The 22543-nt window shown below is 69.8% G+C and carries 20 protein-coding genes and 1 tRNA gene; 1 reads left to right on the forward strand and 20 read right to left on the reverse strand.

The genetic code is table 11. The features are described 5' to 3' along the window. Positions 1-116 precede the first annotated feature (116 nt). The 20 genes from ACIBBB_RS15830 to ACIBBB_RS15925 all read right to left on the reverse strand — a co-directional run bounded on the left by ACIBBB_RS15830 (position 117) and on the right by ACIBBB_RS15925 (position 21744). A complete protein-coding gene (locus tag ACIBBB_RS15830) occupies positions 117-932 on the reverse strand; it encodes a F0F1 ATP synthase subunit delta (RefSeq protein WP_398982187.1) in 816 nt (271 codons plus the stop codon). After that, on the reverse strand, positions 929-1483 hold the full coding sequence (locus tag ACIBBB_RS15835) for a F0F1 ATP synthase subunit B (RefSeq protein ID WP_398982189.1): 555 nt from the start codon (positions 1481-1483) through the stop codon (positions 929-931). Before ACIBBB_RS15835 ends, ACIBBB_RS15830 begins: the two co-directional genes overlap by 4 nt. A gap of 42 nt (positions 1484-1525) precedes the next feature. Further along, entirely contained in the window at positions 1526-1756 is a 231-nt protein-coding gene (gene atpE, locus ACIBBB_RS15840) for an ATP synthase F0 subunit C (protein WP_242571200.1), read from the reverse strand. Between the two features lie 64 nt (positions 1757-1820). Next, a complete protein-coding gene (gene atpB, locus ACIBBB_RS15845; RefSeq protein ID WP_398982192.1) occupies positions 1821-2642 on the reverse strand; it encodes a F0F1 ATP synthase subunit A in 822 nt (273 codons plus the stop codon). Between the two features lie 231 nt (positions 2643-2873). Further along, positions 2874-3287 (reverse strand): hypothetical protein, encoded by a 414-nt coding sequence (locus ACIBBB_RS15850; RefSeq protein ID WP_398982194.1) that lies wholly within the window; start codon positions 3285-3287, stop codon positions 2874-2876. A gap of 265 nt (positions 3288-3552) precedes the next feature. Continuing rightward, the gene (locus ACIBBB_RS15855; protein ID WP_398982196.1) at positions 3553-4995 is read right to left on the reverse strand and encodes an MraY family glycosyltransferase; all 1443 of its coding nucleotides are present in this window, start codon (positions 4993-4995) and stop codon (positions 3553-3555) included. 198 nt (positions 4996-5193) lie between these two features. Further along, positions 5194-5835, reverse strand: a complete 642-nt coding sequence (locus tag ACIBBB_RS15860) for a low molecular weight phosphatase family protein (RefSeq protein ID WP_023538645.1) — start codon at positions 5833-5835, stop codon at positions 5194-5196. Next, the gene (locus ACIBBB_RS15865; protein WP_189105448.1) at positions 5832-6479 is read right to left on the reverse strand and encodes an L-threonylcarbamoyladenylate synthase; all 648 of its coding nucleotides are present in this window, start codon (positions 6477-6479) and stop codon (positions 5832-5834) included. Before ACIBBB_RS15865 ends, ACIBBB_RS15860 begins: the two co-directional genes overlap by 4 nt. A 167-nt stretch (positions 6480-6646) precedes the next feature. Further along, entirely contained in the window at positions 6647-7486 is an 840-nt protein-coding gene (gene prmC / locus ACIBBB_RS15870) for a peptide chain release factor N(5)-glutamine methyltransferase (protein ID WP_189105624.1), read from the reverse strand. A gap of 129 nt (positions 7487-7615) precedes the next feature. Then, a complete protein-coding gene (prfA, locus tag ACIBBB_RS15875) occupies positions 7616-8707 on the reverse strand; it encodes a peptide chain release factor 1 (protein WP_398982199.1) in 1092 nt (363 codons plus the stop codon). A 113-nt stretch (positions 8708-8820) separates the two neighbouring features. Further along, positions 8821-9048: a 50S ribosomal protein L31 gene (gene rpmE / locus ACIBBB_RS15880; RefSeq protein WP_189105450.1), complete on the reverse strand. Its 228-nt coding sequence runs from the start codon at positions 9046-9048 to the stop codon at positions 8821-8823. A 179-nt stretch (positions 9049-9227) separates the two neighbouring features. After that, positions 9228-10331, reverse strand: coding sequence for an LCP family protein (locus tag ACIBBB_RS15885; protein ID WP_398982201.1), 1104 nt, complete (start codon positions 10329-10331; stop codon positions 9228-9230). A gap of 206 nt (positions 10332-10537) precedes the next feature. Next, entirely contained in the window at positions 10538-12226 is a 1689-nt protein-coding gene (locus ACIBBB_RS15890) for a trypsin-like serine protease (protein ID WP_398982203.1), read from the reverse strand. 195 nt (positions 12227-12421) lie between these two features. Further along, on the reverse strand, positions 12422-14512 hold the full coding sequence (gene rho / locus ACIBBB_RS15895; protein WP_398982205.1) for a transcription termination factor Rho: 2091 nt from the start codon (positions 14510-14512) through the stop codon (positions 12422-12424). Positions 14513-14904: 392 nt separating this feature from the next. Continuing rightward, entirely contained in the window at positions 14905-15825 is a 921-nt protein-coding gene (gene thrB, locus ACIBBB_RS15900) for a homoserine kinase (RefSeq protein WP_398982207.1), read from the reverse strand. A 337-nt stretch (positions 15826-16162) separates the two neighbouring features. Beyond that, positions 16163-17233, reverse strand: a complete 1071-nt coding sequence (thrC, locus tag ACIBBB_RS15905; protein ID WP_398982209.1) for a threonine synthase — start codon at positions 17231-17233, stop codon at positions 16163-16165. A 7-nt stretch (positions 17234-17240) separates the two neighbouring features. Beyond that, positions 17241-18551, reverse strand: a complete 1311-nt coding sequence (locus ACIBBB_RS15910) for a homoserine dehydrogenase (protein WP_398982211.1) — start codon at positions 18549-18551, stop codon at positions 17241-17243. A gap of 176 nt (positions 18552-18727) precedes the next feature. Then, positions 18728-20119 (reverse strand): diaminopimelate decarboxylase, encoded by a 1392-nt coding sequence (gene lysA / locus ACIBBB_RS15915; protein ID WP_398982213.1) that lies wholly within the window; start codon positions 20117-20119, stop codon positions 18728-18730. 52 nt (positions 20120-20171) lie between these two features. Next, complete coding sequence (gene nrtL, locus ACIBBB_RS15920; protein WP_398982215.1) at positions 20172-21176, reverse strand: ArgS-related anticodon-binding protein NrtL; 1005 nt, start codon at positions 21174-21176, stop codon at positions 20172-20174. 130 nt (positions 21177-21306) lie between these two features. Next, entirely contained in the window at positions 21307-21744 is a 438-nt protein-coding gene (locus tag ACIBBB_RS15925; RefSeq protein WP_398982764.1) for a response regulator, read from the reverse strand. Positions 21745-21927: 183 nt separating this feature from the next. On the opposite strand from ACIBBB_RS15925, the gene ACIBBB_RS15930 reads away from it, so the two are divergent. Further along, a tRNA-Arg gene (locus ACIBBB_RS15930) sits at positions 21928-21999 on the forward strand. Positions 22000-22543: the final 544 nt, after the last annotated feature.

Raw genomic sequence — 22543 nt, forward strand, 5'->3', positions numbered from 1 at the left:
GGGGTCTGGGGGCGACCCCCAGGAATCTTCCGCAATTTCTGCACGGCCCAACCGGGCCGCAGTTCTTGGTCTCGGTATATGTCTGTAATCGGATATAGGGGACCGACCGTCGGCCCTCAGCCGGCGAGCCGCCGTTCCGCCTCTTCGAGACGCTCCGCGACCGTGCCGTTGACGACCTCGTCGCCGACGCGGACCGAGACTCCGCCGAGGACCCCGGGGTCCACGTCGAGGTTCAGATGCATCGGGTGACCGTACAGCCTGGCCAAGGCCGCGCCGAGGCGCTGCTTCTGGCCCTCGGTGAGGGGCACCGCCGTCGTGACGACGGCCACCAGCCGGTCCCGGCGCGCCGCGGCGAGCCGGGACAACGTCTGAAGACCTGCTTCCAGGCTACGTCCACGGGGAAGTGTGACCAGGCGCACAACCAGACGCTCGGTGCTCGGGTTGGCCCGGCCGTCGAGCAGACCGGTCAGCAGCGCCGCCTTCGCGGACACCGTCGCCGACTGGTCGGTCAGCGCCGCCCGCAGGGTGATGCTGGACTCGACGATCCGGCCGAACCGGAACAGCTCGTCCTCCACCTCGTCGAGGTCACCGGCCCGCTGCGCGGCGGTGAGCTCGGCGATGGCCGCCAGCTCCTCCACCGAGTCGACCAGGTCACGCGGCTGCGACCAGCGGGACCGCACCATGCCGGTGACCAGGTCGGCGGTCTCGCCGCCGACCTGTCCGCGCAGCAGTCCGCCGGCCAGATCGGCCCTGGACTCGCCGGACCGCGCGGGGTCGGTCAGGACCCGGCGCAGCGACACCTCGCGGTGGAGCAGCGCGGTGACGGCGGTGAGCTCCTCGGCGAGCTTCGAGGCGTCGACCGACGTGTTGTCGGTCAGCGCGTCGAGACGCTCGCGTGCGGCGGCCAGCGCCGCGCGGCTCGCCCCATTCATCGGGTCGCCTCCGCCGTCGACGCGCCGTCCTCGAGCTCGTCGAGGAAGCGGTCGATGGTGCGGCTCTGCCGGGCACTGTCCTCCAGGGACTCGCCGACGAGCTTGCCGGCGAGGTCCGTGGCGAGCTTGCCGACGTCGCGTCGCAGCGCCGAGGCGGCCGCCTTGCGGTCGGCCTCGATCTGGGCGTGACCGGCGGCGACGATCTCCTCGCGCTGCCGCTGCCCCTCCGCCTTCATCTCCTGGATGATGGCGGCACCCTGCTCGGTCGCCTCCTGACGGAGACGGGCCGCCTCGTGACGCGCCTCGGCGAGCTGGGCCTTGTACTGCTCCAGGACGCTCTGCGCCTCGGTCTTGGCGGCTTCCGCCTTCTCCATGCCGCCTTCGATGGCCTCACGGCGCTCGTCCAGAACCTTGTTGATGTTCGGGAGAAGCTTCCACGCGAGCAGGCCGAAGACGATGACAAAAGCGAGCAGGCCGATGACGAGCTCGGGAATCGGCGGGACGAGCGGGTTCTGCTCCTCCTCGGCCGCGAGCTGAACCAGAGGGTTCACATCAGTGCCTTTCGTCTAGTGGTGCTGATCGGATCTGAAAGATCACACGCCGTAGACGAACGGCATGACCAGACCGATGAGGGCGAGCGCCTCACAGAAGGCGAAACCGAGGATCTGGTTGGCGCGGATCAGGCCGGCAGCCTCGGGCTGACGGGCGAGGGCCTGAGTGCCGTTACCGAAGATGATGCCGACGCCGACGCCGGGGCCGATGGCGGCGAGACCGTAGCCGATGGAGCCGAGCGAACCGGAGACGGCGGCAAGGTTCTGGGACATGCCAGTTCTTCCTTCTCTTTCACGGACCGATGGGGGTTGGCCATCGGACGACTTGGGTGGTGGCTCAGTGGTGCTCGGCGAGCGCGCCTTGGATGTAAGTACAGGTGAGCAGCACGAAGACATACGCCTGAAGGGCCTGGATGAACAGCTCGAAGACGGTCATCACGATCACCATCACGAACGAGACGCCGGCGTAGGCGATCCCGATACCGTTGAGCAGATACCAGCTCGCGATGGTGAAGAGCAGCAGCAGGGTGTGGCCGGCGAACATGTTCGCGAAGAGTCGCACCGCGTGTGTGAACGGGCGGACCAGCAGGTTCGAGAAGAACTCGATCCCCATGGCCAGCGGAAGCACCGGACCGAGTGACTTGTCGTAACCGGTGAAGTTCTTGAAGGCACCGACGAAACCGTGCCGCTTGAAGGTCAGCGAGACCCACAGCACGTACACGATGAGCGCGAGGACAAGGGGGTAGGAAATGATGGACGTCACCGGGAACTGGGCGACCGGAATAATCGACCAGAGGTTCATCATCCAGACGAAGAAGAACAACGAGACGATCAGGGGGACGTACTTCTCGCCCTCGCGCTTGCCCATCGTCTCGTAGACGATGCCGCGCCGGATGAAGTCGTAGCCCGCCTCGGCGACCATCTGAAGCTTGCCCGGGACAACCTTCGGCTTGCGGAAGGCCGCCCAGAAGAAGGCGATGATGATGATCGACCCGAGAAGCGCCAGCAGCATCGTCTTGTTGAAGTACAAGTTGCTGTCCCCGTCGCCGAAGAGCGGCTTGAACAGGAACGAATGCAGGCCGGGGGCCGGGAAGCCACAGCCCTCGAAGATGTGGCAGTCGGTCTCGAAGGCGAGCACCTGCGTCGGGTCAGCACTCACCGCGGGCTCCTTCAACATGGCGCATAGGTACGGCAACCTCGTTGTGTCGGCGCGGCGGGAAGCCGCGGTTCGGCACTGGACTGGTGTTTCGGATGTGGGAACGGCGACCGGGCTGCTCCGAGCCTCGCGTCGTAAGAGCAGGCGTCAGCTGGGGAGCCCGCGCCCTCGATGCCGCAGTTGGAACCGGACGATAGCAGGATCTCGAACTCGCACTTATCCCGCCCCTACCTCTCACGCCGACGTACCCGTCTTCTCCGGCTCGATGTAAAGGATCTTCGCCTTCATATGGGCACGGGCCTGGGCCGCGATCCAGGCGAGCGTCGCGATCACCAACGTCAGAGCGAAAGCCTTGGGGTTGAACAGGGAGGTGTCCTTGAACACGGCCATGAAGACGAACAGCGCCAGCACTTGGGTCGTGTAGAGCAGCAGGCCCATCGCCTGGAACAGATGCGGCAGCGACCTCGCCGTGCGCTGCAGCACGATGAGACCGATACCCATGAAGACGGTCACCACCACCGCGGCCACACCGGCACCCAGCGCCCCCTTCCCGCCCGCGACCACACCACTGACCGCCGTGGCGACAACGCCGACGGCAGCGGTGGGTACGGCGGCCTGGAGGAGGGTCCGGACGTCGTTCGAGGGCATGGCGGCAGCTCCGCTTGCTGGGTGGGGCAGATGGTGTCGTCATGGACGAGCGTAGGCCCGGTCCGAGAGTTGGGTTCTCGGGCCAACGGACCGTCGCACTACGGTCCTTCGGCTCTGGCGCCGGGTCTCGTGAACGGTATCACAAACTATTTGATGAGGTCTTTACCATGAAGGTGTGCTGACCGTCACACATGAGGGCGAATCCGCGCGTGTGAGCCGGACAGCAGGCCGTCTTGTCTGGTAATGAGGCCCGTTGAGGTAATTCTCAGTACGAGGAATCCGCCTTGCGCCGGTCGGAGAACCGAGATCGCGGCCCGATCGCTGTCGCCCCGTTGACGCCCGCCGGGACCGGATCGGGCTCGCCCGCCGGGGCGCCGTCGGTCGGCTGTACGCCGTCGGCGGGCCGGGAATCGTGAGGCACCTGTGATCCGGCGCCCGGCCGGCTCTCCCGCGGCTCGGGCTCCTCGTGGGCGGCTTCCGCGGCTTCCCCGGCCTCCGCGGCCAACTCCCCCTGAGCGTTCCGCTTACGGCGCCGGTAGCGGGGCGGCACGACGGCCTCGGCCCAGCGCGGGGTGCGCGGTGTGAAGCGGGGCAGCAGCAGGAGCAGCAGCCCCAGGGCGCTCAGCGCGACGACCGCCAGCACGATCCACATCGTGGACATCGTGGACGAGGAGTGGACCGAGTACAGGACCACGCCGAAGGCGATCAGCGCCGACCAGAAGTACATGATCAGTACGGCCCTGCTGTGCGAGTGCCCGATCTCCAACAGCCGGTGGTGGAGATGTCCGCGGTCGGCGGCGAACGGCGACTGACCGTTCCAGGTGCGGCGCACGATCGCGAGGACGAGGTCGGCGACCGGGATCGCGATGATCGTCAGCGGCAGCAGCAGCGGGATGAAGACCGGCAGCGCGGCGTGGGTCGCCTCACGGGTCGAGCCGTCCGCGTAGATCTTCAGGGCGTCCGGATCGACCTGGCCCGTCACGGAGATGGCGCCCGTCGCGAGCACCAGACCGATCAGCATCGAGCCGGAGTCACCCATGAAGATCCGGGCCGGATGCATGTTGTGCGGCAGGAAGCCGATGCCCATGCCCATCAGGATCGCTGCGAAGAGCGTGGCGGGGGCGGCTGCCTCGATGCCGTACCCGTACCAGATCCGGTACGCGTACAGGAAGAACGCCGCCGCGGCGATGCAGACCATGCCCGAGGCCAGACCGTCGAGTCCGTCGACGAAGTTGACCGCGTTGATCGTGATGACGACGAGGGCGACGGTGAGGAGCGTGCCCTGCCAGGACGTCAGCGCGACGGTCCCGACACCCGGCACCGGGATCCACAGGATCGTCAGACCCTGCATCACCATCACACCCGCGGCGATCATCTGGCCGCCGAGCTTGATCAGGGCGTCGATCTCGAACTTGTCGTCCAGGACGCCGATCAGCCAGATCAGCGCGGCTCCGGAGAGCAGCGCGCGGGGCTCGTTCGACCGCTCGAAGACCCCGCTGAGATTCTCCAGGTTGCTGGCGACCAGCAGTCCGGCGCACAGGCCGAAGAACATGGCGATTCCGCCGAGACGCGGTGTCGGTTCGCGGTGCACGTCGCGGGCGCGGATCGCGGGCATCGCACCGATCGCGATGGCGAACTTCCGCACCGGACCGGTCAGCAGATAAGTCACCGCGGCCGTCACGCAGAGCGTCAGCAGGTAATCACGCACAGGCTGCCCCACAGAAATCGCCGGCCATCTGAGGCACACACACTAGCTCGCGACAGGAGGACCGTTTGAATGCGTGTAGCCACATGATGAAGGACATACACGGCGGCGCGTCGGTTGCACAAATTCGTCTCACCATATCCCCCGCCGAATTTCTCACCGTACGTCGCGCCTGTTCAACGGTGCGCGAGCGGCGCGGGATCAGTGCCGGGTCGGCACACCCGTGAGTGCCGTCACCACCGGATCGAGAGCCTGGTGAATCTCGTCGCCGATGGAACGGAAGAAGGTGATGGGGGCCCCGTAGGGGTCGTAGACCTCGTCCGCCTCCGCGTTCGGGGCCAGGAGCCACCCGCGTAGAGCCGCGGCGGCACGCACCAGCGCACGGGCGCGCTCGACCACGCCCTCGTCGAGGGGGTCGGGCAGCGTCGCCGGGTCTATGGCCCGTACGAGACGCGTGAACTCCTTCAGCGTGAAGGTCCGCAGCCCCGCCGAGTGCCCCATCGAGATGACCTGCGCCCGGTGGTCACGCGTCGCCGTGAGCACCAGGTCCGCGCGGATCACGTGCTCGTCCAGCAGCTCCCGCCCGACGAAGCCGGACGGGTCCGCGCCGAAATCCGCCAGGACGGCCTCCGCGTTGGCCTCCATCGAGGCCCCCTCGTGTCCCCAGGTGCCCGCGCTCTCCACGATGAGCCCGCCCGTGAGCCGCTCGCCGAGGCGGTCGCTCAGGGCATGCCGGTTCAGCCGCTCGGTGATGGGCGAGCGGCACACGTTGCCGGTGCTGACGTGGAGGATGCGGAAGGTGTCGGGGAGTCCCGCTATGCCACGCCCCTCAGGGGCGGTCAATTGGCCACCTCGAGGTCGGGTACGACCTTGCGGAGCTCGTCGGCGTCGACGGCGCCCGCGCGCAGCAGCAGCGGGACCTTGCCGGTCACGTCGACGATCGACGACGGCACGATGCCGGGCGTCGGGCCCCCGTCGAGATAGACCGACACCGCGTCCGCGAGCATCTCCTGCGCCGCGTCACAGTCCTCCGGCGCGGGGTGTCCGGTCAGGTTCGCGCTGGAGACGGCCATCGGACCGACCTCGGTCAGCAGCTCGATCGCGACGGGATGCAGCGGCATCCGGATCGCGACGGTGCCACGGGTGTCGCCGAGGTCCCACTGGAGCGAGGGCTGGTGCTTGGCGACGAGCGTGAGCGCGCCGGGCCAGAACGCGTCGACGAGCTCCCACGCCTGCTCCGAGAAGTCCGTGACCAGGCCGTGCAGGGTGTTCGGGGAGCCGATGAGCACGGGCGTGGGCATGTTGCGGCCGCGGCCCTTGGCGTCGAGGAGGTCGGCGACGGCCTCGGTGCTGAAGGCGTCGGCGCCGAGCCCGTAGACGGTGTCGGTGGGCAGGACGACGAGCTCGCCGCGACGGACGGCGGACGCGGCTTCACGCAGACCGGTCGTACGGTCGGTCGCGTCGTTGCAGTCGTATCGCCGTGCCATCTAACGGCCCTCTCTCTGTGTTTTTTGAGTGCTCGGTTCGCTTCCGGGGCGCTCTGTGCACCTGTCGACGGTCGACCGTGCTCGCCCCCTCGTACCTCGGGGCCTCTGCGCGCTCTCCCTTTCGACAGGTGCGCGCCCCTTCAGCTCACTCGCATGCGTTCCGGCGGTCACGGCATCGCCTTGCGTGCCGTCGCGAAGCGGGGGCGTTTGTTCAGGTCCGGGTGGTCGGCCGCGTCCGCCCAGCCGGCCTCTTCGCTGAAGATCCACGGGACCTGTCCGCCCTGGGTGTCCGCGTGCTCCACGACCACGAGGCCGCCGGGGCGCAGCAGACGGTGCGCGGTGCGTTCGATGCCCCGGATCGTGTCCAGGCCGTCCTCGCCGGAGAAGAGCGCCATCTCCGGGTCGTGGTCGCGCGCCTCGGGTGCCACGTACTCCCACTCGGTGAGCGGGATGTACGGCGGGTTGGAGATGACCAGGTCGACCTGGCCGTCGAAGTCCGGGAGGGCCGTCAGAGCGTCTCCGCGGTGCACGGTGACCCTGGACCCCTCGGCGTTGCGCCGCGTCCAGGTGAGGGCGTCCTCGGACAGCTCCACGGCGTGCACACGCGAGCGCGGCACCTCCTGTGCCATGGCGAGCGCGATCGCGCCGGATCCCGAGCAGAGATCGACGATCAGCGGCTCGACGACATCCATCGCGCGGACCGCGTCTATGGCCCAGCCGACGACGGACTCGGTCTCCGGCCGGGGCACGAACACCCCTGGCCCGACCTGGAGTTCCAGATACCGGAAGAAGACCCGGCCGGTGATGTGCTGGAGCGGCTCGCGGGCCTCGCGGCGCGCGACGGTCTCCCAGTAACGGGCGTCGAACTCCTCGTCCACGACGCTGTGCAGCTCTCCGCGCTTGACGCCGTGCACGAACGCGGCGAGCTCCTCCGCGTCGAACCGCGGCGACGGCACGCCCGCGTCGGCCAGCCGCTGGGTGGCCTGGGCCACCTCGGCAAGCAGCAGACTGCGGGGGGCGGGCCCGCGACGGAGCCGCGATGAGTCGCTGGGCCCCCCAGAAGGTGGCTGCACGCTGGTTCCTCCTGAGACGTAGACGGGGAGGGGACGTGATCGGTACGGAGGTGACGGGACGGCTCAGGCGGCCGCGAGCTTCGCCGCCGAGTCGGCGTCGACGCAGGCCTGGATCACTGCCGCCAGCTCACCGTCGAGCACTTGGTCCAAGTTGTACGCCTTGAAGCCGACCCGGTGGTCCGAGATCCGGTTTTCCGGGAAGTTGTACGTACGGATCTTCTCGGACCGGTCGACGGTACGCACCTGGCTGCGCCGGACGTCCGCCGCGTTCTTCTCCGCCTCCTCCTGTGCCGCGGCGAGCAGCCGCGAGCGCAGGATACGCATGGCCTGCTCCTTGTTCTGGAGCTGGCTCTTCTCGTTCTGGCAGGAAGCGACGACTCCGGTGGGCAGATGCGTGATCCGGACGGCGGAGTCCGTCGTGTTGACGGACTGGCCGCCGGGGCCCGACGAGCGGTAGACGTCGATCCGCAGGTCGTTGGCGAGGATCTCCACCTCGACCTCCTCCGCCTCCGGCGTCACGAGGACACCGGCCGCCGAGGTGTGGATGCGGCCCTGCGACTCGGTGGACGGCACCCGCTGCACGCGGTGCACCCCGCCCTCGTACTTCAGCCGCGCCCAGACGCCCTGTCCCGGCTCGGTGGCCCCGTTGCCGCCCTTGGTCTTCACGGCGACCTGGACGTCCTTGTAGCCGCCCAGTTCGGACTCGGTGGCGTCGATGATCTCGGTCTTCCAGCCGACGCGCTCGGCGTACCGCAGATACATCCGCAGCAGGTCCCCGGCGAAGAGCGCCGACTCGTCGCCGCCCGCTCCCGCCTTGATCTCCAGGATGACGTCCTTGTCGTCGCTGGGGTCGCGCGGGACGAGCAGCAGACGGAGCTTCTCCGTCAGTTCGTCGCGCTGCTTCTCCAGCACCTTGACCTCGGCCGCGAATTCGCCTGCCGACGCGTCGGTGGGGTCGGCCGCGAACTCACGGGCCGTCTCGATGTCGTCCCCGGTCCGCTTCCAGGCGCGGTACGTCCCGATGATCGGGGTCAGTTCGGCGTACCGCTTGTTGAGCTTGCGGGCGTGCGCCTGGTCCGTGTGGACCGACGGGTCGGCGAGCTTCTTCTCCAGGTCGGCGTGCTCGCCGACCAGTTCCTCGACCGCCTCGAACATTCGGGGGCTCCTGGGTTGCGTACGTGGGTGCTGCGCGAAGGTGCTGCGGGACGGCAAAGCGCCGGTCTCGACGCCCCAGGGCAGGGGCGCCGAGAACCGGCGCAGTTGGCTCGCTACTTGTTGGCGGAGCCGGCGGCAGCCTTGCCGAAGCGGGCCTCGAAGCGGGCCACGCGGCCACCGGTGTCGAGGATCTTCTGCTTGCCCGTGTAGAACGGGTGGCACTCGGAGCAGATTTCGGCACGGACCGTGCCCGATTCGATCGTGCTGCGAGTGGTGAACGACGCACCGCAGGTACAGCTGACCTGGGTCTCGACGTACGTGGGGTGGATGTCGCGCTTCAAGGGTGTCTCCTAGGGAACGTCCTCGCCGGGCGAGGAGGCGCCGGGTCGCACGCGCGGATGCTCGTACGTGAACCGGGGCCGACGGACCAGTCTGCCAGGACCGGGCGTATCTCCAAAACCGGGGTGGTCCCGGATCTATTCCGCCGGGGCGCCGTCCGCCGGCGGGCCCGTGCGCACCGTCATCCGCCCGTGACCACGTCGGACGCGTCGCCCTTGTCGCCCGCGGAGTCCTCCGTCGCCGACGCCGGTATCGGCTTGTCCGCCCGGAGCGCGGTCCAGACCTGCTCGGACGCCTTCTCCAGCGGTACGACGCGGTTCGGGTCCGCCGGGTCGTACTGGACGGGCAGCGTGATCATGTTGACGTCCTCGGACCCCAGACTCTTCAGTCCGCCGGCGAAGGACACGAGCTCCTTGACCGTGTCCAGCTCGGAGTCGGGGGTGATCGCGCGGGTCGCGGTGTCGCCGATGTCGTACAGCTTCTTGGGGCTGCTGAGCAGGCCGATCTCCTTGACCTGGGTGATCAGTGCCTTGACGAACGCCTGCTGGAGCTGGATCCGGCCCAGGTCGCTGCCGTCGCCGACGCTCTTGCGGGTCCTGACGAGGCCGAGCGACTGTTCGCCGTCGAGGGTGTGGGTGCCGGGTTCGAGCTTCAGTCCGCTCTTGGAGTCGTCGATGGCCTCGGTGGTGGTGATCTTCACGCCGCCGAGATCGTCGATGAGCTTGGTGAACCCGGTGAAGTCGACCTCGATGTAGTGGTCCATGCGGATGCCGGACATCTTCTCGACGGTCTTCACCGCGCAGGCCGGGCCGCCGACCTCGTACGCCGTGTTGAACATGGCGCGCGGCGCGCCGTCCGCGGTGACGCCCTCGTCGTTCTCGCAGTCGGGGCGCTCGACGATCGTGTCGCGCGGTACGGAGACCACACTGGCCGTCTTGTGGCCCTCGTTGACGTGCACGATCATCGCGGTGTCCGAGCGGGCTCCGCCCTCGTCCTCGCCGTACGCGGAGTTGGCGCCGGAGCGCGAGTCGGAGCCGAGTACGAGGATGTCCATCGAGCCGTTGTCGACGTCCACGGGGCGGTCGGTGCCGAGGCTGGCGTTGATGTCGACGCCCTGGATGTTGCCGTTGAGCTTGAAGTACACGTATCCGAGACCGGACCCGCCGACGAGGACCAGGGCGGCGACCGCCCATGCGGCCACGGTCGTGGCGCGGCGGCGCGCGCTGGGCCTCTTGCGGCGCGATCCGGTCGCGCGTATTCGTCCGCCCCTGCTCTGGTCGCTCATGTGCTCCTCAGCTCTCGTCGCCCCGCCGCGGCCTCGTAGCGTGTGCGGCTACCCACTGTCACGGCGTTCAGGCACGGCCTTCGTCCGTGGCCCGGTCGTGCGGGGCAGTTGGCAGCGTCGCACAACAGGCTGTGGCCCCCGCAGGAGCGGGGGCCACAGGGTGAAGCCGCGACGGTGAGTGACCGGTCAGGCCCTCACCTGGGGTTTCAGGCGATCGAGTAGTAGCTGTTCCAGCCGGTTCCGAGGCTCACCGGTGTGGCGAAGATCTCGGACGTGGTCTTGCCCGTGCCCTTGAGCAGCGACAGGGTGCCGCCGGTCGTACGGACGAGGACGTCGGCCTTGCCGTCGCCGTTCACATCACCCGGGGTGACGATGAGGTTGTAGAGGGACCAGTCGGCGCGGACCTGGACCGGCGCCTCGAACGGGGCGGTGGACTTGCCGGTGCCCTTGACCAGGAAGAGGGCGTTCGTGCCGCCGCGGCGGACCAGCAGGTCGGCCTTCCCGTCGTTGGTCAGGTCGCCGTGGCCGCGGACCTGGTTGTAGGCCTGGTAGCCGGTGCCGACCGCGGTGGAGGCACTGAACTTGCCGTTGCCCTGGCCCGGGTAGAGCCGAAGCTGTCCGGTGGAGGCGACCGCGAGCAGGTCGGGCTTGCCGTCACCGTTGACATCGCCGGGGGTGACGATGGCGCGGAAGGTCTTCCAGGCGGAGAAGATCTTGGTCTTGACGTAGGTGGCGCTGCTCGCCGAGCGGTGCAGCCAGTACACGTCGCCGGAATTGCCCCGGGCGACGAGATCCTCGTAACCGTCCCTGTTCAGGTCGGTCTGGAGGACCAGGTTGTACGCGCTGAACGTGCCGGTGAACGCCTTGCGGGCGGCGAGCTTCTCACCGGTGGAGCTGAACGTGTACGCCTTGCCGTCCGAGGTGGTACGGGCCCACGGGTCGGCGCGGTGGTCACGGCTGAAGTTGGTGTCGTCGATGCGCGGCTGGATCGCCGGCATGTACGTCGAGACCTTGGTGTACGCGTCGTACGTACCCGGGAGGTTGCAGTACTCGGAGGCGGTGGCGGGTCCCCACGAGGTGATGCCGATGATCCGGCCGCTCACCATCATCGGGCTGCCCGAGTCGCCCGGACAGGTCGCCTTGCCCGTCGAGTTGTCGCCCGTGCCGCCCTCGCCGGCGCAGATCATATGACCGGGCTTGTAGGCGCCGGGGGTGTTGACCGCGGTGTCGAGGTTCTCCGTGCACTCGGCGTCCGAGCGCAGCGGCTGCGTCACGCGCTGGAGCGTGTCGGACAGCGGATCGAAGTCCGGGTTGGACCCGATCATGCCCCAGCCGTAGGTGGTGGCGGTGGTGCCCGCCGCGTACCGGGCGGTGTCGCCGTACGACGCCGGCTGCGCCGGGGTGTTGGTCAGCGGCTTGGAGAGGGTGAGCAGCGCGATGTCGTTGTCGATCTCGGCCGCGTTGTACGAGCCCGCGAAGTACGAGCGGCTGATCGTGACCGCGGTGCCTTCGTCGTTGGGACCGCCGGCGAGCTTGGCGGTGCCGGCCAGAATCATGCCGTGGCCGGCCATGTCGAGCGCTCTGCCGTTCTCGTCGGTGACGCAGTGCGCCGCCGTAAGAACCTTGTTCGGCGCGACGAGTGTGCCGCCGCAGGTGAAGTAGAAGAGTCCGTCGTTGTCGAACTCGAAAAGCAGCTGCACCATCCAGGGGGCACTGCTGATGGAGGTGTTCGTGCCGCCGATGATTCGGGGCGAGGCCTCCGTGGAACTGACGACCTCGGCTCCCTTGGGCGGCAGGAACGTCTCGCCGCCGCCGTCGGCGGCCTGGGCGGTGGCCACCAGTCCGCCGGCGAGCATGGCGAGGGTCGCCGCACCGGCGGCAATCAGTCTTCGCAATTTCCGGGCCGGTCGGCCCTGACGCGACACACGCACGCAAATCTCCCACTAATCAAGGGAATTGGTTTGGCGCCGTGTGGGGGGATGAAACGGCTCATCGGATATTACATGCAGAAATCCGCCCCGTCATCGGAGTAACGGGGCGGATCCATGCGGAAGTTGAACAATCGGGACGGGATTTCCCGAAACGACGTGTCAGTCGTTGCCGTTTCCGGGCGACGGAGTCGTCTTCTGAATCTGAAGCAGGAACTCCGCGTTCGACTTCGTCTTCTTCATTTTGTCCAGAAGCAACTCGATCGCCTGCTGCTGGTCGAGTGCGTGCAGCACCCGGCGCAGCTTCCAGACCACGGCCAGCTCGTCGCTGCCGAGCAGGATCTCTTCCTTACGGGTGGAGGACGCGTCGACGTCCACCGCCGGGAAGATGCGCTTGTCCGAGAGCTTCCGGTCGAGCTTGAGCTCCATGTTGCCGGTGCCCTTGAACTCCTCGAAGATCACCTCGTCCATGCGCGAGCCGGTCTCGACGAGCGCGGTGGCCAGGATGGTCAGCGAACCGCCGTCCTCGATGTTGCGCGCCGCGCCGAAGAAGCGCTTCGGCGGGTAGAGCGCGGTCGAGTCGACACCACCGGACAGGATGCGTCCGGAGGCCGGGGCGGCGAGGTTGTACGCACGGCCCAGGCGGGTGATGGAGTCCAGCAGGACGACCACGTCGTGACCCAGCTCCACGAGGCGCTTGGCGCGCTCGATGGCCAGCTCGGCGACGGTGGTGTGGTCCTCGGCGGGCCGGTCGAAGGTCGAGGAGATGACCTCGCCCTTCACCGACCGCTGCATGTCGGTGACCTCTTCCGGACGCTCGTCGACAAGGACGACCATCAGGTGGCACTCGGGGCTGTTGACCGTGATCGCGTTGGCGATGGCCTGGAGGATCATGGTCTTGCCGGTCTTCGGCGGGGCCACGATCAGACCACGCTGGCCCTTGCCGATCGGTGCGACGAGGTCGATGATCCGCGTCGTCAGCACACCCGGGTCGGTCTCCAGCCGGAGCCGGTCCTGCGGGTAGAGCGGGGTGAGCTTCTGGAACTCCGGCCGCCCGCGGCCCGATTCGGCCGCCATGCCGTTCGCCGAGTCCAGGCGCACCAGCGCGTTGAACTTCTCGCGGCGCTCGCCGTCCTTGGGCTGGCGCACCGCGCCGGTGACGTGGTCACCCTTGCGCAGGCCGTTCTTGCGGACCTGGGCGAGTGAGACGTACACGTCGTTCGGGCCCGGCAGATAGCCGGAGGTCCGGATGAACGCGTAGTTGTCGAGAATGTCGAGGATGCCCGCGACGGGGATCAGCACGTCGTCGTCGGCCACCTGCGGCTCGCCGCCGCCACCGAACTCCTCGCGGCCACGACGGCCCCGCCTGTCGCGGTACCGGCCGCGCCGGCCGCGCCGGCCGCCCGCCTCGTCGTCGAAGTCGTCCTGCGGCCCGTTGCCCTGGTTCTGACCGCCGCCCTGGCCCTGGCCCTGGCGCTGCTGGCGCTGGCCGCCGGTCTGCTGGCCGCCACCGCCCTGCTGGTCGTCGCCCTTGCCGCGGCGCTCACGCTGGCGGCTCTGCCGGTCACCGCGCTCCCCGCGCTCCCGGTCGCCACGCTGGCCGCGCTCCTGGCGGTCGCCGCGGCGTCCGTCGGCGTCGGTGCGGTCGGAGGCGGAGACGGCGGCCTCGGCCTTGCCGTCGGGGCGCTCGTCCACGACGGTGTCGGTGCCCGACTCGGCGCGGCTCTCTGTCTTGGTGTCCGGGCTGCCCGCCTGAGCGGTGGCCCTGCGCCGACGACGCTCGCCCGCGGGCTGGTCGTCGCTGGCCGGCTGGCCCGGGATGTCGATCTGCGCGTCGGCCTTGTCGGCCTTCGCCGCCGCGGCCGGGGCCTGGTCGGCGGACGTGTCAGCCGCCTTGCCGGCGGGGGCGTCGGCGGCCGGGGCCGCGTCGCCCGTACGGGCCTTGGAGGTGGCGCGCCGCTTGGGCTTCGCCTCGGCGTCGCCGCCGGCCGTCTCGGCGCTCTTCGGGGCGGACGAACCGCCGCCCTGCGCCTCCTTGATGACCTCGATCAACTGGCTCTTGCGCATCCGCGCGGTGCCCCTGATGCCGAGGCCGGACGCGACCTGCTGCAGCTCGGCCAGGACCATGCCGTCGAGGCCGGTGCCGGAGCGGCGGCGCCGTGAGGTGGTGCCAGTGGCAGCACCTTCGGCGGGCGCGGTGGTGTCGACGCTGTTGTCGGCAGTCACGCCCATCAGATCGGTGGTGTCGCTCACGAAGGGTCCTTCCCTGGAGCGGACGTCGGCCTTCTGGCTCGGCGACCGGTTGTGCTGTCCGACCGCGGGTTGTGATCGTGTCGATCACCGGCCACAGTCGGGGCGATGGTCCCGCCGGGTACGGCGGAAGACTTGCGTACGTGCAATGGGTCCGGCCCGAGGTCCCCCTGCTCGGCCCACTCCTGGACATAGCGAGGGGTGTCGTGCCGGTTCCGGGGCGTGCTCAAAACTGCTCAGGCAGGCTGCTCAGGCAGTTGGGGAGGCTCCCGGAAGAATGGTGGTCCCGAATGGGGACGCGAAGCACCGAGCCACAAAGACTTCGGGTGCAGACTTGAGGTTAACACTACCGGCTCCAACAAACATTCCCCCTCTCACTCACCGGCAATCCACCGTCACTGAGAACCCAGCGGCAGAACACTCGCTCCCGTGCCGTCGAGGGCGAGCCTGTTCGCCGCCCAGCCCTCGCCGGCCAGCCGTGCGACCTTGTCGGCCGCGCTGTCGTCGGTCAGCGCCAGGACCGTGGGGCCCGCGCCGGAGATGACCGCGGGGACGCCGTCGGCCCGCAGTCGGTTCACGAGCTCCACGCTCTGCGGCATCGCGGGAGCGCGGTATTCCTGGTGGAGCCGGTCGTCGGTGGCCGCGAGCAGCAGGTCGGAACGCCTGGTCAGGGCCTCTACGAGCAGGGCGGCCCGGCCCGCGTTGAAACTCGCGTCCACATGGGGGACGGAGCGTGGGAGCAGCCCGCGCGCGGTCTCGGTCAGGACGGGCCTGTCGGGCACGAACACCACGGGAACCACGGAGTCGGCGACCTCCATCCGGATGGCCCGCGCCGCTCCTCCGTCGGTCCAGGCGAGGGTGAATCCGCCGAGCAGACAGGCCGCCACGTTGTCCGGGTGGCCCTCGATCTCGGTGGCGAGCTCCAGCAGCGCCGGTTCGTCGAGCCTGGCGTCGCCGCCTATCGTCACGGCGCGCGCGGCGACGATCCCGGCGCAGATCGCGGCGGAGGAGGAGCCCAGGCCGCGGCCGTGCGGGATGCGGTTGGCGCAGACGACCTCCAGGCCGCGCGGCTGGCCGCCGAGCAGGTCGAACGCGGTGCGCAGGGACCGTACGAGCAAGTGGTTCTCGTCGCGGGGCAGTGTCTCCGCGCCCTCGCCGGCGATGTCGACGTGCAGGCCGGCGTCGGCGACGCGCACGACCACGTCGTCGTAGAGCCCCAACGACAGGCCGAAGGCGTCGAATCCCGGACCGAGGTTGGCGCTGGTGGCGGGGACGCGCACCCGTACGGCGGCGGCGCGGAAAGCGGGACCGGCCATCGCTTAGACGACTCTCCTTGTGTGACTGCGGGGAAGGCGGAACGGGAGACGAGGCTGCGAGACTGCGGGGTTTCGGCGAGGTACGGAAACACCCGACGGCCACGAGGGCAACAACACCGCGGCATATGCGGCGGGGCGGGTCGGGTACAGCCTATCGAAGGAAGGTTCTGTCGCGACATAGGGCGCACAGGAGGCGCACGATGCGTGTCGCGTGGCTTCCTGTGCGCCTATGCAGGGTCTTGGTGTGCTTTGTGCGGGCCCCGTAGGGCCGGCGCGGGCTCTTACGGGGCCGGGGGCGCCTTGGGGCCTGCCTTTCGGATCAGCCCCGGATCAGGCCCTACGCGAGTCCGAGGCGCTCCGCCGCCGTCACCGCGTCCACCGGCACGGTGACCGGCTGAGGCGCTCCCGCGACCGCCCAGTCCGGGTCCTTGAGCCCGTTCCCGGTGACGGTGCAGACGATCCGCAGGCCGCGGTCGACCTTGCCGTCCTCCAGCGCCTTGAGCAGACCCGCGACGGACGCGGCCGACGCGGGCTCGACGAAAACACCTTCCTTCGCGGCCAACAGCCGGTAGGCGCGCAGGATCTGTCGGTCCGTCACCTCGTCGATGAAGCCGCCCGACTCGTCCCTGGCGGCGAGCGCCTGCTGCCAGGACGCCGGGTTGCCGATACGGATCGCGGTGGCCACGGTGTGCGGGTCCTTCACGACCTCGCCGCGCACGATCGGCGCCGAACCGGACGCCTGGAAGCCCCACATGCGCGGTGTACGGGTCGCGGGGCCGTCGGCGGCGTACTCCGTGTAGCCCTTCCAGTACGCCGTGATGTTGCCCGCGTTGCCGACGGGCAGCACGTGGACGTCGGGGGCGTCGCCGAGCGCGTCCACGATCTCGAAGGCCGCGGTCTTCTGGCCCTCGATACGGGACGGATTCACCGAATTGACCAGCGCCACCGGGTAGTTGTCGGACAGTCCGCGCGCCAGCGTCAGACAGTCGTCGAAGTTCCCGTCGACCTGGAGGATCTTCGCGCCGTGCACCAGCGCCTGGCCCATCTTGCCCAGCGCGATCTTGCCCTGCGGCACCAGGACCGCGCAGACCATGCCGGCCCGTACCGCGTACGCGGCGGCCGACGCCGAGGTATTGCCGGTGGAGGCGCAGATGACGGCCTGGGCGCCCGCCTCCTTGGCGTGCGTGATGGCCAGCGTCATCCCGCGGTCCTTGAACGACCCGGTCGGGTTGGCGCCCTCGACCTTGAGGTGCACCTCGCAGCCGGTGAGTTCGGACAGGACCTGGGCGGGAACCAGCGGCGTACCGCCCTCGCGGAGCGTGACCACCTCCGTCGTGCCGGTGACCGGCAGCCGGTCCCGGTACTCCTCGATGATGCCGCGCCACTGGTGGGTGCCATTGCTCGTCATGGGTCCCCTACTCCCCTTCAACACGCATGATGCTGGCGACACCGCGCACGGTGTCGAGCTTGCGCAGCGCCTCGACGGTCCCCGAGAGGGCGGCGTCCGGCGCGCGGTGGGTGACGACGACGAGGGATGCCTCGCCGCCCAGTCCTTCACTGTCCAGCCGGCCCTGCTGGCGCACGGTGTCGATCGACACGTCGTGTTCGGCGAAGACGGTGGCGACCTGGGCCAGTACGCCCGGCTTGTCGGCCACGTCGAGGCTGATGTGGTACCGCGTCACGACCTCGGCCATGGAGCTGACCGGCAGCCGCGTGTAGGCGGACTCGCCGGGCCCGGTCGCCTCGCCGAGCCGGTTGCGGCACACCGCGACAAGGTCGCCGAGCACGGCGGACGCGGTGGGCGGGCCGCCGGCCCCGGGGCCGTAGAACATCAGCTGTCCGGCCGCCTCGGCCTCCACGAAGACCGCGTTGTAGGCCTCACGCACGGAGGCGAGCGGGTGGCTGAGCGGGATCATCGCGGGATGGACGCGCGCGGTGACCGACTTTCCGTCGGCGGCGCGCTCGCAGATGGCGAGGAGCTTGACGGTGCAGCCCATGCGCCGCGCGGAGGCGATGTCGGCGGCGGTCACCTCGGTCAGCCCCTCGCGGTGGACGTCGTCCAGGCGTACGCGGGTGTGGAAGGCGATCCCGGCGAGGATCGCGGCCTTCGCCGCGGCGTCGAAGCCCTCGACGTCGGCGGTCGGGTCGGCCTCCGCGTAACCGAGCGCCGTCGCCTCGTCGAGCGCCTCCGAGTAGCCGGCGCCCGAGGAGTCCATCCGGTCGAGGATGAAGTTGGTGGTGCCGTTGACGATGCCGAGCACGCGGTTGACCTTGTCGCCCGCCAGGGATTCCCGCAGCGGCCGCAGCAGCGGGATGGCGCCGGCGACAGCGGCTTCGTAGTAGAGGTCCCTGCCGTGCTTCTCGGCCGCCGCGAAGAGCGTCGCGCCGTCCTCGGCGAGCAGCGCCTTGTTGGCCGAGACGACGGACGCGCCGTGCTCGAAGGCGGTGGTGATCAGGGTGCGGGCGGGCTCGATGCCGCCGATGACCTCGACGACGACGTCGATGTCGCCCCGTTTGACCAGCGCCGTCGCGTCCGTGGTGATCAGCGCGGGGTCTATGCCCTCGCGCACCTTGGAGGGACGGCGGACGGCGACCCCGGCGAGTTCCAGGGGCGCGCCGATCCGCGCGGCCAGATCGTCGGCGTGCGTCGCCATGATGCGCGCCACCTCTGAGCCGACGACCCCACAGCCCAGCAGCGCCACCTTCAGCGGACGCGTACGCATCATGCGACCTCGATTCCCTCTCCTAGCGATGTGGACCAGTCTCACGCACCGGACGGAAGTTTCTCCCCTCCGTCCGTCATGCGAGACGTCAATCTCAGCGTTCGGGGCCTGGGGCCTGTGGTGAAAGTCCCGTCGTGAGCCCCGCCCCGCGGACGGACGACGCCACTTTCACCACACGCCTATCCGACATCGAGCCGGAGGAGATCTTCCTCCGTCTCGCGCCGGACGATCACCCGCGCCCTGCCGTCCTTGACGGCGACGACCGGCGGGCGCAGCGCGTGGTTGTAGTTGCTCGCCATGGAGCGGCAGTACGCCCCGGTGGCGGGGACCGCGATCAGGTCCCCCGGTGCCAGGTCGGCGGGCAGGAACGCGTCGCGTACGACGATGTCACCGCTCTCGCAGTGCTTGCCCACGACCCGCGACAGCATCGGCTCGGCGTCGGAGCGGCGCGAGACGAGCGCGACGCTGTACTCGGCGTCGTACAGCGCGGTGCGGATGTTGTCCGACATGCCGCCGTCGACGCTCACGTACGTCCGCAGCCCTTCCAGCGGCTTGATGGTGCCGACCTCGTAGAGCGTGAAGGCGGTCGGGCCGACGATCGCGCGGCCGGGCTCGACCGAGATCCGGGGGGTGCGCAGTCCGGCGGACTCACACTCACGGGTGACGATCGCGGTGAGGGACTTGGCGATCTCGTGCGGCTCGCGCGGGTCGTCCTCGGGGGTGTACGCGATGCCGAGGCCGCCGCCGAGGTCGATCTCCGGGAGTTCGACGCCGTGCTCGTCGCGGATCTCGGCCAGCAGCTCGACGACGCGGCGCGCCGAGACCTCGAAGCCCGCCATGTCGAAGATCTGCGAGCCGATGTGCGAGTGGATGCCGATGAGTTCGATGCCGTCGAGCTTCAGCGCCCGGCGGACGGCCTCCGCCGCCTGCCCTTCGGCGAGCGCGATGCCGAACTTCTGGTCCTCGTGGGCGGTGGCGATGAACTCGTGGGTGTGCGCCTCGACGCCGACCGTGACCCGGATCTGCACGGGCTGGACCCGGCCCAGGCTCTGCGCGATGTGCGCGACGCGCACCATCTCCTGGAACGAGTCGAGGACGATGCGCCCGACGCCCGCGGAGACGGCGCGCTCGATCTCGTACACGGACTTGTTGTTGCCGTGCAGCGCGATGCGCTCGGGGGGCATGCCGGCGTCGAGCGCGGTGGCCAGTTCGCCGCCGGAGCAGACGTCGAGGTTGAGCCCCTCCTCCTTGAGCCAGTGGACGACGGCGCGGGACAGGAAGGCCTTGCCCGCGTAGAAGACGTCGGCGTCCTTGCCGAAGGCGTCGGTCCAGGCGCGGCAGCGGGCCCGGAAGTCGGCCTCGTCGAGGAAGTACGCGGGGGTGCCGAACTCCTCGGCGAGGCGGGTCACCGGCAGCCCGGCGACGGTGGCGACACCGTCCTCGTCGCGGCCGACGGTGCGCGACCAGATCTTGTCGTCCAGCGTGTTGAGGTCGGCGGGCGGCGGGGAGTAGTGGCCCTCGGTGTGCACGTCGCCGTAGCGGGGACCGGCGGGGTGGGCGGAACGGCTCATCGTCTTATTGCTCTCTCATGTGCGTCGGATGCGGCCGCCTCGGCGGACAGCATCAGAGATGTTCGGGCGCGTCGACGCCGAGGAGGGTGAGGCCACCGGCCAGCACCGCCCCGGCGGCTTCGGCGAGTGCGAGCCGGGACCGGTGGGCGGCCGAGGGTTTCTCGTCGCCGACGGGCAGCGGGCGGCAGGTCTCCTGGAAGTACAGGAAGGCCTCCGCGGTGCGTTCGAGATGGCGGGCGACCCGGTCGGGGGCGCGCAGGCGGGCGGCGTCGGCGAGTACGCCGGGGTGGTCGCCGATGCTGTCGAGAAGCGCGTGGGCTTCCGGTTCGACGGCCCCCGCCGCTCCGCCGTCCCCCGGGATGCCGAGGGCGGCGGCGTTACGGACGAGGGCGTGGGTACGGGCGTGGGCGTACCGCACCGTGAACAGGGGGTTGCTCTCGTGCTGTACGAGAAGGTCGTCACCGGTCAGGGGCCGGTCGTGGGCGGCGGGCCGCAGCAGGCCCCAGCGGGCGGCGTCCGGCCCGAGGCGGGCGAAGAGGTCACCCGCGAGGGCGGCGGGCACCGGCCGTACCGGCAGCCGCTCCGTGGCGTCGTCGCCGGTGCGCGCGTCGGCGCCCTGCGCGCGCAGCAGCCGCAGGACGGTCTCGGTCCGGACGGCCGCGCGCAGTTCACCGGCGGGGGCGAGGACCACGGTGGTACCGGCGAGGGTGTCCCCGTATCCGTAACGGATCCCGGCGTCGAGGACCGCGCGGACGAGTGCGGTGCGGCCGGCGGGGGCGAGCGTGAAGTTGAGGAAGCCGGGTCCGGTGACGTCGACGCGGGAGAGGCCCGGCGCGCAGCGCAGGATCTCGGTACGGAGGATCTGAGCGACGTCGAGGGGCGTGCGGCGGGCGGGGCCCGCGAGCCGGAGCGCCACCGAGGTCGCGTAGTCGCCGCTGCCTCCGGGACCGGGGCGCCCGACCTGGACGCTCTCCGGTACGGGCCCGGCCAGTACGCCCTCGTCGACCGCGCGGCGCACGGCGTGCAGCACGGTTCGGGAGAGGTCGGCGGGGGTCACGGGACAAGCGTATGGGAGGAGGGGGGCGTCTTCGCGAACCAGTTTCGCGATACGGGCGGTACCCCGGGGCTGGGGGGCTCGGGGCTCGCGCGCCCTCCCGCCCGGCGGCGGCGTGCGCCGGCCGAGGGTGTCAGCCGCGTGCGCTTCGGGGCGTGCTCCCCGCACGCCCGACTTCATGCCTGCCGTCCAAGGACGGCGGGCCCTCCCGGCGCATCAGCTGGCGGACGACCCTGACGAGCTCGGCCGGCTCGAACGGCTTGGCGAGGAAGGCGTCCACGCCGGCGGCCATCCCGGTCTCCACCTCGTACCGCGTACAGGCGCTGATGATCGCGACGGGCAGGTGCGAGGTCATCGGATCGGCCCGCAGCCGGGCGGCGGTGCGGATCCCGTCGAGGCGCGGCATGACGACGTCGAGGGTGATCACATCGGGCCTGACCTGGTGAACGACGTCCAGGCACTCGGCACCATCGGCCGCGGTCACGACCTCGAAGCCCTCCAGCTCCAGGTTGACCCTGATCAACTGCCGGATGACCCTGTTGTCGTCGACAACGAGCACACGGCCTGACACGCCTGACACAACTTGAGAGTAGGTCCGCCTCCCGGGCCGCGTCCGGGTTTTCCCCACTTCTCCCCTCGCGCGGGGGACGCGCGGCCCGCTGCCCGGCTCGCCCTCACCACGCCAAATACCTGTTCACGACGACCCCATGAGGGCTGGTAGGGTTTCACCTGTCGCCAAGGTCCACGGCGACACGCCCCCGTAGCTCAGGGGATAGAGCATCGGCCTCCGGAGCCGGGTGCGCAGGTTCGAATCCTGCCGGGGGCACCGTGGTTCAGGTGCCGCAAAGACCCTCTGATCAGGCGAGATGCCGGATCGGGGGGTCTTTTGTCATGTTCGGCGACTCTCTGTGATCGGTGCCGGGCGCGTCGCGCCCCGGCGAGGTCCCGGGCGCGTCGCGCGGATGCGGTTCGTCGGGGTCCGGCCGTCCGGAGACAACCGCCCTCGCGAGGCGTCGCGCTCCGCCCCCCTGCCGCGCGTCGCCGGTCGAGCCCCTCGCCACCGCCCCTTCGACGCCGCCCCGTGGCGGGCCCGAACGCCCGGTGTTGTCTCCGTATGGGCCGCGGTGAGGCTTTGGGCGGACTCCTCAAACTCCGCCAGATGTAACGTGACTTGCGTCACTCCACACTTCGCGCTGATTCAACCTCAGGCCCAACACCGCTTCTCCACGCGATCTCCTCGCGGAAGGGCAGCTTCCGGAGCCGGGCATATGCGTTCGGATCCCGCCATGGCCGATTGCGGACAAAGCCTCGGGGCCAGTGGAAACACCGATCCGGACGGTCTACTTTTCCCTCCCGCCGCGGCGCCGGAG

Source organism: Streptomyces sp. NPDC051217, from assembly GCF_044455465.1.
Taxonomy (GTDB): Bacteria; Actinomycetota; Actinomycetes; order Streptomycetales; family Streptomycetaceae; genus Streptomyces.

What these genes read in the sequence shown, in the direction of transcription:
- prfA (WP_398982199.1), bottom strand. Translation starts at nt 8,707, where the DNA reads ATGTTCGAGGCGGTCGAGGAACTGGTCGGCGAGCACGCCGACCTGGAG.
- ACIBBB_RS15830 (WP_398982187.1), bottom strand. Translation starts at nt 932, where the DNA reads ATGAATGGGGCGAGCCGCGCGGCGCTGGCCGCCGCACGCGAGCGTCTC.
- ACIBBB_RS15910 (WP_398982211.1), bottom strand. Translation starts at nt 18,551, where the DNA reads ATGATGCGTACGCGTCCGCTGAAGGTGGCGCTGCTGGGCTGTGGGGTC.
- ACIBBB_RS15865 (WP_189105448.1), bottom strand. Translation starts at nt 6,479, where the DNA reads ATGGCACGGCGATACGACTGCAACGACGCGACCGACCGTACGACCGGT.
- lysA (WP_398982213.1), bottom strand. Translation starts at nt 20,119, where the DNA reads ATGAGCCGTTCCGCCCACCCCGCCGGTCCCCGCTACGGCGACGTGCAC.
- thrC (WP_398982209.1), bottom strand. Translation starts at nt 17,233, where the DNA reads ATGACGAGCAATGGCACCCACCAGTGGCGCGGCATCATCGAGGAGTAC.
- thrB (WP_398982207.1), bottom strand. Translation starts at nt 15,825, where the DNA reads ATGGCCGGTCCCGCTTTCCGCGCCGCCGCCGTACGGGTGCGCGTCCCC.
- atpE (WP_242571200.1), bottom strand. Translation starts at nt 1,756, where the DNA reads ATGTCCCAGAACCTTGCCGCCGTCTCCGGTTCGCTCGGCTCCATCGGC.
- ACIBBB_RS15885 (WP_398982201.1), bottom strand. Translation starts at nt 10,331, where the DNA reads ATGAGCGACCAGAGCAGGGGCGGACGAATACGCGCGACCGGATCGCGC.
- ACIBBB_RS15850 (WP_398982194.1), bottom strand. Translation starts at nt 3,287, where the DNA reads ATGCCCTCGAACGACGTCCGGACCCTCCTCCAGGCCGCCGTACCCACC.